The organism is Subdoligranulum sp. APC924/74, assembly GCF_003324125.1.
Lineage (GTDB): Bacteria > Bacillota > Clostridia > Oscillospirales > Ruminococcaceae > Gemmiger > Gemmiger qucibialis.
On the sequence record NZ_PSQF01000009.1, the window covers coordinates 39413 to 50609 of the forward strand.

The following is an 11197-nucleotide window of genomic DNA, read 5'->3' on the forward strand; positions in this document are numbered from 1 at the left end:
TCCTCCTTAACTCAGTACGCCCACGCCCATGCTGGCGGCAATGCCGCGCAGGCCGTCCAGGCTGGTGTTTTCGTTGCGCACGGCGTTGGTGTACACGCTCATTGCGCCGCGTATGCCCCATTTGCTGCGGCAAACGCCGGTCATAAAGGCAAGCTCCTTGCCGTGGCTGCCGTCCGCCAGCGTCGGGAACAGCTTTTCCACATCCGCCAGCTTCACGTCGGCGGTGCTGTACCGGCGGCGGAACCGCACCCGGCTGAACTGCTGGGCAAACTGCGCTTCCTGCTTGCCCAGCATCCGGCTGTACACCTCACTGTTGCCGATCAGGCAGATGCCCGTTCCGCTTTCGCCGGTCAGGTCGTCGGGGTCGCTCAGGCTGCGCAGCTCCTCCAGCGCGTCAAAGCGCAGGTTCTGCGCCTCGTCAATAATGATCACCTTGTCCGTCCCCTTCAGCCTGTCATGGATGGCCATACTCAGCTCCAACCGGTTGCGGGTGGCGGGCAGTTTCAGGGCCGTGCCAAGCTGCCGCAGCATGGCGGTCAGCGTGCCGCCCACCGGGGTGCAGCGGATGTAAATGGCGTTGGCAGGGTTGTCCTGCACAAACCGCGCCGCGCCCCGCGTCTTGCCAATGCCCGCGTCCCCGTGCAGCACCACAATGCCGCGCTCCAGCTGGCAGTACTGGATGGCCTTGTATACATCCTCGCTCACGCTGGTGGGCACATACCCGGCACTCAGGTAGGGGGCCTTCTCGGCCTCGGCCTGCGCCGCCGCGCTGCGGGTGCGCAAAAACTCTTCGATCTTGCTTTCCACGGCTTCCACGTCGCCGGGGTACTTGCTGTTGCGGTACTGGCTCAGCGCCGTTGGGCTTACCCCGATCATGGCCGCCGCCTTGGACTGCGGCAGGCCGCTCTGCTCGCTCAGGTAAGCGTCCAGCTGTGCCTGAAGCGCCGCGTTATAGGTTTTCATCTTCAAAGCTCCCTTCCTGTTCATGCTGTTTTATCGCATTGGCCGTCATCCGGCCAAAGTCTACCAGATGTTCCGCGCCCACGGCTTGCAGCAGCGGTTCGCCCTCGTTTGCAAACTGCAGCTCCACAACGGGCGGCTTGGCGTTCTCCGGCGCGGTGATGCGCGCCTCAATGTTCTGCTGCGCCTTGGCCAGGCAAACGTCAAAGGCCTTGGCTTCGCCGTACACCTCTGTAATTTTCCCGGCCTGCGCTTCGGCGGCGTTTTTGACCAGCTTGGTATAGCCTCGCAGTTCGTGCATGGCGGCCTGGATGCTCTCGCGGTTTGCGCCGTATTCCAGCACCATATCGTCGCGGCAGGGCAGTTCGCAGATGAACCGGTCCTGCGGGTCATACGCCCGGATGGTGCGCAGGTCGTCGGGGTCGTAGCGGTAATACACCTTTTTGCCCTGGTACTGCATCGTGAACTCGTCCGTGTAGTAATCCAGCTTCGCGCCGTACAGGTTCGCGGTAATGCCGTTGCGCCCCACCTTCAGCGGGCGGCTGCTGCGCATTAGCATCAGGTTCAGGTCGGCGGGGGCAGCGATCCGCTTCCGGCTCAGGTTGTCCCGCCAGACCTGCAGCTTGGTTTTCCCGTGGTCGCGCTGCACCGGGCCGTTGTACTCGCTTTCGTTCATCAGGCCGTCCAGCAGCGTCTGCACGCTGGCGGTAAAATCGCTGTCAAGCACCACTTCACCGCCCTTTAACAGGTGTTTTAACTGCTCCGGCTTTTCCACCACCGTGCCGCCGCAGAATGTGTCAAACAATCGGCTGATCTGGTTTTTCACATCGCAAAAGCGCCGCTCAATGGTCTTGGCGCGGGCGTTGCGCACAATGGCGTTCGTCATTTTAATGCCCAGCCGCGTAAACACGGGCGGCGGCACAAATTTCTCGGTGTCATCCCAGCCCTGCCACTCGTTTTTGGTTTTGCGGGTGCGGTGGCCGGTGCCGCCAACGTCCTTGTTCAGGTATTCGCGGCCGTTATCCACATAGATGTTGTCCGGGATGCCGTACCGCAAAATGCCCCGCCGCAGGGCGGTCAGCACATTTTGGCTGCTGTTGGTGTCTGCCACATGGCAGCCCACAAAAATGCCGCTGCGCGCGTCCATAAAGGCGGTCAGGTACAGGCGGTGCGTCCCGCCGCCGTCGCCTTTGGTCACAACGTCAAAGGTGTGGGTGTCGGCGATCCAGTATTCATTGGACTGCATATTCTCGTATTCGCGCCGGATGTAGTGGCTGCATCGGTCATAAAATGCCTTCGGCCCTTCGCGCCCCATCACCTTCACGGGCTCCGGCACATCCGCCATAACATGGCGGTAAAAAGTCGTGTAGTCCGGCACCGGCAGTGCTTCCGGGCAATGCTGTTCCAAAAAGTAGATCGTCTGGTCGTAGCATTGCTTGATGGGGCTTTGCCGCTGGTCCAGGTAGTAGTACATAAAGGCGTCCCACGCCGCCGCCGGGATCTTGCAGTACCCCCGCCGCGCCTTGCCGCGCCCGTCCACCAGTCCGTCCAGGTCATCCTCCAGCACGGCCCGCTGCCGCGCGTACAAGATCTTCCGGGTGATATGTACCTCCGGGTGGTCCAGCCGGAACTGCGCCAGCCACGCTTCGTCCGCGGCGGCCTTGTCACGGTACCCGGCACGGTAGCCGCGCCAGTCCTGCACGGCCTGGGTCCAAAACGCGATCTCCCCGCGTTCCTCGGTGCTGTATTCCTCCAGCGGCTTGCTTGCCGCCGTTTTCCCGGCCCCGCCCTTGCGCGGGCGGCCCCTGCCGCGCTTCGCGTTCTGTGGTTCCGCCGCGCCCTCCGCCGTGCCCTCCTGCGCGTGCTGCGCCAGGTAGCGCTGCGGCAGCGTGGGGTCAAGGGCAGCCAGCCCGCTTAATGGGAACAGGTATTTGGGGCGGTTATTGCTGTTGACTGTTTTCTCACAAGGCAGTTTGTTTGAGGCTGCCAATCGTTTAACGTGGCGCAGCGAAATCCCTGTCAATTCAGCAACTTCAGATGTGCTTAACATCGCGTCCATACTCTCACCTTACTTTCGGCCTGCCATCATCGGTCACAGGCGGCCATCCCCGCAAGACCGCCATTCCCGGCGGTTTCGGCTATTCAAAGTGTCCGTCTGTGCTGTAATCCCACTGCAGCTCCACGCTGCCGTCATGCAAGCGGTACAGCGCCGGGTGGTGGGCGGTGCAAACCCATCCGCTTGTCAAATTCTCCACGTGGGCGGTGTCTGCCGCCGCGTTGTACTGCCATACTTTATAATGGCTTCCCGCGTTGCGGTAGCTTTCGCCCGCTATCGGCGCGTCCGGCAGCCTGCGCACACCAGCATATCGGTCATTTCCCACGTCGGATCACCTTCTTCCTGGTGCCGTCATCAACCAGGTCATACAGCCGGTTGACGGCGGCGTCCGTCATAATCTCGGCAAAGTCCCAGTTGGGGGATGCCTCGCAGATCGTGGCTGCCAGCACTTCCACCAGCGCGTTCAGCGTGGCATAGCCGTCTCCACTCGCCGCCAATGTCACGATTCCGCTGTCTGACACCTTGATCTTAATCTTTGCCTTTGCCATCTCTTCGGCCTCCTTATCTCGGTTTAATTGCCTTTTAACGGCCCGTTTTGGGCCGGTTGAATTCCAATTCGCGGTAAAATCCTCCCGCCAGGCGGTCGTTGTCCCGTACCATCCCGCCGCGTCGGCCAGACTGTCATAGCGCAGGTCGGTTTGCTCTTCGATTGCATCCAGGATTTCTCGGTTCACGCCGTTTTGCCTTTCTTGCCGGGCGCATCAAACAATTCCTCCACCGGGCAGCCAAGCGCATCGGCGATGGCTTGGGCACGCAGGGAATGTGTTCTAAGGCTTTCTTTGGATTCGATCCGATAAATGGCCTTCTTATCCAGTCCGGCTTTCATTGCCAGTGCATATGCGCTAAGTCCCTGTTTCCGGCGGGCGGCCCGAATCTTTTCCGGGCAAGGCTTTATGTACATTTCGTTCACCTCGGTTATTCCCCATTTGTTCACTTTCTGCTATTATGCTTCCCCTTTCGGGGAATGTCAAGCCTTTTTTGTTGCCCATATGGGGATAATGTGCTATTATAAGTATATCTATCCAAAGGAGTGCATCACTATGGGCGTCGCTCAACGGTTAAAAGATCTTCGTGAGGCCGCAGGCCTTTCTCAAGCGGAATTGGCAAGGGAAACAGGGCTTACAAGGAAGTCCATCATAAACTACGAAAACGGCTATCGTGAGCCAAATTCCAAGGCAATGGCCGCTTTGGAGCGTTATTTCCATGTTAGTGGTGAATTTCTCCGTGGGGATCTCGACGCACAACGCTTTATGGATGGTGCCGATGAAATCAATTCATCTATTGATGGGTTGAACGATCTTGTTTTACGATTCAAGCAGGATGTGCTAATTGCAAATCAGGCGGTGCAGCGGGAGTCCATCAATTATATCCGTGATAGCTTGACTGTACTTCTTTGTGCAATGGAACAGGACGAATTTTGTGCCGAAGAAATATCTCGGTATGCAAAGATGCTTACAGTCTATGCGTCTCTTTCCGCCGAAGGCCAAAAAGAGATGCTGAAGCGGTTGGATGAGTATAAATGTTTTGACCTGTCAAAGCATCCTTCGGATTGATGATAGCTGATTTGGGTCTTTTTGTACTCAAAGCGATACAAAATATCGCTGAGCGTTATGTCCTATTGATTTCAACGCTTTAATGGGACATTGCCAATGGGACTCATGACAGATAGAAAAGCCAAAAACAGCGATTCATCGCAATAGGACATCTCAACAAAAACCAACGCGAAATGTCCCATTGAAAGTCAAAGGGCGGGGCGCGCCAGTCCGGTTTTCCCGGCATGGTGCGTCCCGCCCTTAAATTTTATTTAATTGTCCTTAAACGTCATAAAACCGCGCTTTTTTCGCTTTTTAATTTTCTTTTAACCGCTCCTTAAACGCCGCCCGCCGCTTTTTCGCCGTTCCAGCCGGCACGCGCTCAAACACCCCCAAAACCGCCCCAAAAATCTTGCAAGTTGCAAAAATCGCCGCTTTGCATTTTCTTCCCTTTAATCCCGTTTAATCTTCAAAAAATCCGCGCAAATTCGTCCCTTTCCCGCCTTTTTGCGCCTTTTCCCACCTCAATCCCCACCCCCTCCGCCTTAATCGTCCCTTTTCTGTTCTTCGTACAAGATTACAGCAGGCTCAGCACGGGGCCGTTCCAGTTGCTGACCCAGATGATGTAGCTTGTATCGATAAAGTCATTGCGGGAACGGGCATCCAGGGCACGCTCCACCAGATAGCCGTATCGGTAGTCGATTATCGCGTTGATGTGCTTGGCGTCCTCGGTGTCATCGTCGATCTGCGGCACTTCATAAAAATAGGTGTCCTCGATGCCGTAGGGGTCGGTGTAGGTAAAGCGCTCGCTGTACAGCGGGATAATGCGGGAATCATCCAGCCTCCGGCTGTTTTGCGGCTTGGCGGCGGCTTCGTCCTTCTGAACGGTCGGGGTCGTATCGTCGGACGACTCGACTGTCGGTTCCGTTATCGGGGCGGAAACCGACGGGGTGCCGGAAGATGCCGAGGCAGGCGGGGCATTGCTGCGCCCGCAGCCCGTTGTGATCAGCAGCAGGGCCGCCGCCGTCAGGGATAGCAGTTTTTTCATGGTCGGTTCACCTGCCTTTTCGTTGCGGGTAGTGTGTGTCAGCGATTGCCTTAGCCAAAGGTGACGCTGTTCAGAATGGTGTCGCCCTCGGTGCCGGGGTCGATGTCTACGCCGGAGATTCTAATGCTCAGCCAGCCGCCGGTGGGCATCTCGCCGTAGTATTCCGTCCACCACATACCGACGTTTTTGTAAGTGCGTCCGGCCATCTCCACGCCGCCGATGGTGCGCGGGGTAAGCTCCTCCACGTTTTCAAATTTGTCGTAATAGTAGTTGATCTTGTCCAGATCTCTTTGCAGCTCAAATAATATGCGCGGGTCTCCGGAGAAGATATTGCTGGGGTCATCGGTCGGGAACAGCTTAAAATCCCCAAAGCTGTTCGTGGCAGGCTTGTACCAGCCCTTGTCGGGGCAGGTCACGTTGAGCACCAGCGTATAGTCTGTGCCGAATGCCTCCAGCGTCTGGGTGTTCAGGCCTGCAGCCGACGGATAATCGGGATTTTCTGCAGGGGCGGAAGCGGGGGCCGGTTCGGCGGTGGCTTCCGGCTCCGGCTCTGCAGCAGGCTCCGATGCAGGTTCGGATGCAGGCTCGGATGCCGCGTCGGTCTTGGGCTCTGCCGGGGTCTCCGTCTGGGGTTCAACAGCCGGTTCGGCGGCCTGCGCTTTCAGGTCGGATAAACCGGAATTGACCTCTTTGGTCACATCCCCCTTGGAGCAACCGGCCAAAGCCATAAGCATCATGGCTGCCAATACGGCAGCGAGCGTTCGTTGTACTTTTTTCATAGCTGTCCTCCTTTTGGTCATAAAGTGTCCATCATAGCGCTCAGATAGGCAGGCGAGACGGAAGCGTAGACGAAATCATCGACAATATGGTCCTTTTTTGCCAGGCACACGGCGGTGGCCAGCTCGGGATATTCGGCCTCATCCACAAGCAGTACCGTTTTGCAGTGCGGGCATACATCCCGCAGGTCGTTTGCCAGCTGCAGTCTGTCCTGCAGGGTGCGCGGCGGATGCGGGCAGACCTCCAGCAGTAGGACATCCGCCCTGCAGGAGCGGCATAGCTTTACAATATCCTTTGTCTTAGGACCAGCGCTTTGCACCTGGAAGTCCGGTCTGCCGTGTTTCAGTGCCATTGTCAATGCGCTCGTCATCACAGAGTATTGCGCGTCCAAAACGATCCTCCGCACGGCGTAGCCCTCCTTTCCTGCAAAGAATATGATTTGTCAACTTCATCATATAGGAATCGGACGATTTCTGCCCCCACCATTTGGATAGTTTTTTGGACTTTTTTCTGCTTTTTTAGCACTATTGCAAAAAAGTGCAGATTGCGTCATAATGATACTGGAAAGAAACAGACGGATGATCTACCCTTTGGAAAGGACAGGCACTATGACAAAGGTACGGCTTGGCAATCTGTGTTTGGCCGCTGCGGTTGCAGGGGTGATTCTCTGCGCTGTCCTGATGCGGGCGTTTTATATGCCGTATTCCGGCTTTTGGCGCACGGTGCTGTATAATATTCTGATCTTTTCCTGGGCAGTATCGGTCTGGTGGCGTATCCTGCACACACAGACCCGCCGCTGCCTGCTGGGTGCTGCCGCCCTGATGCTGTTCTGGCTGGATATCCGCCTGATCCGCTATGACTTTGCCCAGACGCCGGAGATGCTGCGGCGATTGTGGTATGCGTACTATATCCCGATGCTGCTGATCCCGACCCTTGCACTTTATACGCTTTTCTTTTTGGATTGGGGGCAGTCCTCCCCGCTGTACAAGTACCGGTACGTGATTTTTGTATTCCCTGTGGTACTGTTCAGCCTGGTGCTGACAAACGACTGTCATCAGCTTGTGTTTGCGTTCCCACCCGGGCAGGAGGTACTGGGCAGCCCCGATTACACCTATCGGTTCGTATATTACCTCTGTCTGCTGTGGATATTTTCCTGTGCCGTGTTCACGGTGGTGTACCTTGTACGGCGCTGCCGTATTCCGCATACAAAGCGCATCCTCTGGCTGCCGCTTGTGCCGATTTTTTTTGCCACCCTCTATGCTTTACTGTACAAGCATATTTTAAATGTGCCGTGGATGCATGCAGTCGCCGGTGATATGACCGTGGTGCAATGCCTGACCTTTACAGCGTCCTTTGAGGCGTGCATCCGTTGCGGGCTTATCCAATCCAATATGGGGTATGCCACGCTGTTTGAGGTATCTATGGCCAAGGGTCTGATCACGGACCGGGCGTTTGTGCCTGTGCAATGCTCCATGCAGGCAGCGCCGCTCCATGAGGAGCAGCTGCGTCAGGCGCTCACCGGCAGTGTCCAGTTGGATGCAACGACCCAGCTTCACGGCCACCCGATCCGGAAAGGGTATATCTTCTGGCAGGAGGACATCACCGAACTGGTGGCTCTGCTGGAGGAGCTGCGTCTCACGCAGGAGGATTTGCATGACATCGGGGACGTCATACAGGCGGAAACAGCCCAAAAGGCACAATGGCTGAAGCTGAGCGAGCAGAACCGGCTGTATGACAAAATTGAGACCGTCACGGCCCGCCAGCTGGCACGGATACAGGAATATCTGATCGCGCTCAAGGCCACGGACGATATCGATACCGCCCGGCGGCTGCTGAAGCACATCGTCATTTTGGGAACCTATATCAAGCGGCGCAGCAACCTTGTTTTTGTCTGCGACAAGGCGGAGGACATCGACACCACGGAGCTGCGGCTGAGCCTGTTTGAATCGGCCGAGAGCCTACGCCTGAGTGATATACGCTGCGCCGTACAGATTGCCGACACAGCAAAGATTTCCCCTGCATCCGCCGTGGCAATCTATGACGCCTTTGAAGCCATCATAGAAGCGACCCTGCCGGGATTGCAGGAGATCCTTTTCTGCGCCGAGCATACGGCGCAGGGCTGGGGGCTGCGCTGCAGCGTTCAATGCACCGACGCGCCCGCTGCGCTGCCCGGCCTGCCGCAGATGCAGCTTGAACGGGATGATGACGGGCTTTTGTATTTCTCGATGTTTCCGGCAGAAGGAGGCGGCCTATGATTCCCCGAATCTCCCGCAACGCCGTCAAGGAAGGCTTTGACACGCTGCCGGCGGCCATCTGCTACTTTGACCGCAATGGTCTGCTGCGTCTGATCAATCACAGGATGCAGGAAATCGCCGCAGTCCTCTGTGGCCGGGATCTGCAGACCCTTACGGATCTGGAGCAGGCGCTGCGCAGTCCCGGCGGCGGTGTGCGGCTACGCGATGAGGCCGCCCGCATCTATGAATTCCCGGACGGAACGGTATATCATTTCACGGTGCGCCCTGTTCAGGACAAATACGGTATACCGTACACCGAGGTGATGGCCACCGATGTCACCCAGCTGGCTACATTGCATGCTGCACTGCAGCAGGAAAACGAGCGCCTTGCCGATGCGAACCGCCGCGCAAAGCGCTTATATGACAATATGCCCGACATTGTGCGGGAGGAAGAAATCCTGAAAATGAAGATGCGGGTGCATGACGACATCGGCCATACCCTGCTTGCCGCACGGCGCGCACTGCGGCATGAGCATGACCTCGCCCGGCTCAGGAGCGAAGCTGCGAAGTGGGAAAGCTCCATCTCCCTGCTATGCCGCGCCCGGCAGGAGAATGCTGCAGAGGACCCGCTGAGCTATATGCAAAGGCGGGCGGCTGTTCTGGGTGCAGCCGTACAGCTGCGCGGTGCGTACCCTGCGGCACGCGCCACCCGCGAGCTCTACGCACTGATCCTGCGGGAGTGTACCTCCAACGGTGTGCGGCATGCGGGCGCCACGGAATTGTACGCCGATTCCGAGCATCGGCCACAGGCATGGCACCTTTGCATCACGAACAACGGCGCACCACCCAAGGCGGAGATAAAGGAAGGCGGCGGGCTTTCCTCGCTCCGCCGCCGTATTGAAAAAGCAGGGGGTACAGTAACCGTACATTCCCTGCCTGTATTTGTTCTGGAAGTCACCCTGCCCGATAAGGAGAGCACTAATGATACGCGTTATGATCGTTGAGGACCAAAAGCTGGTACGGAGCCTGCTTGAAAGCTATATTCAGAACGAGGACGGGTATCAGCTTGCTGTGTCTATCCCCGGCGCTGCAGAGGCTCCAATCCTGTGCGATACCGAGGACATCGACCTTGTGCTGATGGATGTGCAGACAGAACACCGCGAAAACGGCCTGGCCGCCGCCAAAAAGATACGAGAAGCACACCCGGAAATCAAGATCGTGGTGGCGACCTCGCTTATTGACACACAGGTCTTGGCACGCGCAAAAGCCGTGGGCGCGGACAGCCTGTGGTATAAGGACGGCGATGAAGGGACCCTGATGCAGGTCGTGCGCCGCACGATGGCGGGGGAGCATATCTTCCCCGATGCACCGCCCAGCGTGGAGATCGGCACTGCCATGAGCGCCGAGTTCACCAAAGGAGAGATGAAGGTCCTGCGCTGTCTTGTGCGCGGGCTGTCCTATAACGAGATTGCAAAAGAACTCGGCATCGAGCCATCCACCGTGAAGTACCACGTCATCAATATGCTGCAAAAGACGAACCTGGAGAATAAACTTCAGCTTGCCATCGCCGCCACCGAAGCCAAATTGGTGGTGGAGTTGGCAGAGGAGTAATTTGTAGTATATAAGGCAATACCGCACAATTCCCGCCTAACGGCTTAAGCACCGCTCCGGCGGCTGCGGCACGGCATCTGCGTTGCCAAAATGCTCGATAATGTCGGGTTGCGGTACCCGCATCGTGCTTCGGGGGCAAAAGCCCCTCGCACTCTGCGACCGCTGCCCCTGCTTCGGTTCGCTGTTTCCGCCACTGGCGGCGCTCACCTTTGCAGCATCCAGTATTATCTGCGCTTTTGGCTTAGCAGCTGCCGCACCTCGCTCGCCGTATCGACACTTAGAATTATGCGGTATTGCCATAAAAATAGTAGGCAGACCATGAACCGTTATTCCATAGCAAACGGTGCGTAAAAAGTAAAGTGCCCGCGGGCTAAGGAACGCCGCACTGTGGCGTTCCTTACGGCACCTGCGTGCCGCCGCCCTGTTCGAGTATCTCCGACGCTGCACCAGATCGTGCCTTCTTAAAATAGAGCAACAAAAAAACGCCCTACACTTTCGTGTAAGGCATTCTTTGGTGCACCATCAGTGGGCGCGTCAAGAATTCAGTCTGCTCCGCTTGTCGGCCTGTAAGGCCTCCATTTTGCTTCGCAAAACCGCTCGTGCGGTTGTACGCCGCGCGCGGCGTACATTGTTCGCTCCCCGCTTTCGCTCACGCTCAATCATGGCCCCTGCCCACAAACCCGCAACCATTTTTAGCGACCAGTCCCCGCGAGACGAACACGAGCGCTTGCGCGAAGTGCGAGTCCGTCCCAAAGGGAATGGTGCAACAAAAAAGCCGCAACATTCGTTGCGGCTTTTTCTGGTGCACCATCGGGGACTCTCCCGCGCTCTAAAACCGCCCCACTGGGGCGTTTTTGCCCGCCGGACCGGCGGCGGGCCCGAGCTGTTCTCGTCACCCAATGGTGCACCAGATTGAACC

At 57.4% G+C, this 11197-nt stretch carries 12 protein-coding genes and 1 other RNA gene; 4 read left to right on the forward strand and 9 right to left on the reverse strand.

Features of this window, described 5'->3' with window-relative positions:
- Positions 1-6 precede the first annotated feature (6 nt).
- The 6 genes from C4885_RS04550 to C4885_RS04575 form a co-directional block, all read right to left on the reverse strand.
- Positions 7-963, reverse strand: a complete 957-nt coding sequence (locus C4885_RS04550) for an AAA family ATPase (protein ID WP_113999227.1) — start codon at positions 961-963, stop codon at positions 7-9.
- Positions 950-3010, reverse strand: coding sequence for a Mu transposase C-terminal domain-containing protein (locus C4885_RS04555; protein WP_158538809.1), 2061 nt, complete (start codon positions 3008-3010; stop codon positions 950-952). Before C4885_RS04555 ends, C4885_RS04550 begins: the two co-directional genes overlap by 14 nt.
- Before the next feature lie 23 nt (positions 3011-3033).
- An RNA gene (locus tag C4885_RS04560) (hammerhead ribozyme type II) lies at positions 3034-3100 on the reverse strand.
- Positions 3099-3341 (reverse strand): hypothetical protein, encoded by a 243-nt coding sequence (locus C4885_RS04565; RefSeq protein ID WP_113999229.1) that lies wholly within the window; start codon positions 3339-3341, stop codon positions 3099-3101. The genes C4885_RS04560 and C4885_RS04565 overlap by 2 nt, the downstream gene beginning before the upstream one ends.
- Positions 3331-3750, reverse strand: a complete 420-nt coding sequence (locus tag C4885_RS04570) for a hypothetical protein (RefSeq protein ID WP_113999230.1) — start codon at positions 3748-3750, stop codon at positions 3331-3333. Before C4885_RS04570 ends, C4885_RS04565 begins: the two co-directional genes overlap by 11 nt.
- Positions 3747-3977 carry a helix-turn-helix domain-containing protein gene (locus C4885_RS04575; RefSeq protein WP_113999231.1) on the reverse strand — a complete coding sequence of 77 codons (231 nt, stop codon included), beginning with the start codon at positions 3975-3977 and terminating at the stop codon, positions 3747-3749. The genes C4885_RS04570 and C4885_RS04575 overlap by 4 nt, the downstream gene beginning before the upstream one ends.
- Positions 3978-4116: 139 nt before the next feature.
- On the opposite strand from C4885_RS04575, the gene C4885_RS04580 reads away from it, so the two are divergent.
- On the forward strand, positions 4117-4629 hold the full coding sequence (locus C4885_RS04580) for a helix-turn-helix transcriptional regulator (protein ID WP_113999232.1): 513 nt from the start codon (positions 4117-4119) through the stop codon (positions 4627-4629).
- 556 nt (positions 4630-5185) lie between these two features.
- On the opposite strand, the gene C4885_RS04585 is transcribed toward C4885_RS04580, so the two are convergent.
- From C4885_RS04585 to C4885_RS04595, 3 genes are read right to left on the reverse strand one after another with little or no spacing between them, the layout of a single operon-like run.
- Positions 5186-5656, reverse strand: a complete 471-nt coding sequence (locus tag C4885_RS04585) for a hypothetical protein (RefSeq protein WP_113999233.1) — start codon at positions 5654-5656, stop codon at positions 5186-5188.
- 50 nt (positions 5657-5706) lie between these two features.
- A complete protein-coding gene (locus tag C4885_RS04590) occupies positions 5707-6435 on the reverse strand; it encodes a hypothetical protein (RefSeq protein WP_113999234.1) in 729 nt (242 codons plus the stop codon).
- A 17-nt stretch (positions 6436-6452) separates the two neighbouring features.
- On the reverse strand, positions 6453-6785 hold the full coding sequence (locus tag C4885_RS04595) for a hypothetical protein (protein ID WP_113999235.1): 333 nt from the start codon (positions 6783-6785) through the stop codon (positions 6453-6455).
- A 256-nt stretch (positions 6786-7041) separates the two neighbouring features.
- Here C4885_RS04595 and C4885_RS04600 point away from each other — a divergent pair, with 256 nt between their 5' ends.
- Genes C4885_RS04600 through C4885_RS04610 form a run of 3 tightly spaced genes read left to right on the forward strand, consistent with a single transcriptional unit; the run spans position 7042 to position 10278 of the window.
- Entirely contained in the window at positions 7042-8688 is a 1647-nt protein-coding gene (locus tag C4885_RS04600) for a hypothetical protein (RefSeq protein ID WP_113999236.1), read from the forward strand.
- Entirely contained in the window at positions 8685-9671 is a 987-nt protein-coding gene (locus tag C4885_RS04605; RefSeq protein ID WP_113999237.1) for a hypothetical protein, read from the forward strand. The genes C4885_RS04600 and C4885_RS04605 overlap by 4 nt, the downstream gene beginning before the upstream one ends.
- Positions 9649-10278, forward strand: coding sequence for a response regulator transcription factor (locus C4885_RS04610; protein ID WP_113999238.1), 630 nt, complete (start codon positions 9649-9651; stop codon positions 10276-10278). Before C4885_RS04605 ends, C4885_RS04610 begins: the two co-directional genes overlap by 23 nt.
- The last annotated feature ends 919 nt before the right edge of the window (positions 10279-11197 follow it).

Bases quoted from the DNA above. Each gene is read 5' to 3' on its own strand.
- C4885_RS04550 (WP_113999227.1), bottom strand. From the start codon at position 963: ATGAAAACCTATAACGCGGCGCTTCAGGCACAGCTGGACGCTTACCTG.
- C4885_RS04555 (WP_158538809.1), bottom strand. From the start codon at position 3,010: ATGTTAAGCACATCTGAAGTTGCTGAATTGACAGGGATTTCGCTGCGC.
- C4885_RS04575 (WP_113999231.1), bottom strand. From the start codon at position 3,977: ATGTACATAAAGCCTTGCCCGGAAAAGATTCGGGCCGCCCGCCGGAAA.
- C4885_RS04580 (WP_113999232.1), top strand. From the start codon at position 4,117: ATGGGCGTCGCTCAACGGTTAAAAGATCTTCGTGAGGCCGCAGGCCTT.
- C4885_RS04585 (WP_113999233.1), bottom strand. From the start codon at position 5,656: ATGAAAAAACTGCTATCCCTGACGGCGGCGGCCCTGCTGCTGATCACA.
- C4885_RS04590 (WP_113999234.1), bottom strand. From the start codon at position 6,435: ATGAAAAAAGTACAACGAACGCTCGCTGCCGTATTGGCAGCCATGATG.
- C4885_RS04595 (WP_113999235.1), bottom strand. From the start codon at position 6,785: ATGGCACTGAAACACGGCAGACCGGACTTCCAGGTGCAAAGCGCTGGT.
- C4885_RS04600 (WP_113999236.1), top strand. From the start codon at position 7,042: ATGACAAAGGTACGGCTTGGCAATCTGTGTTTGGCCGCTGCGGTTGCA.
- C4885_RS04605 (WP_113999237.1), top strand. From the start codon at position 8,685: ATGATTCCCCGAATCTCCCGCAACGCCGTCAAGGAAGGCTTTGACACG.
- C4885_RS04610 (WP_113999238.1), top strand. From the start codon at position 9,649: ATGATACGCGTTATGATCGTTGAGGACCAAAAGCTGGTACGGAGCCTG.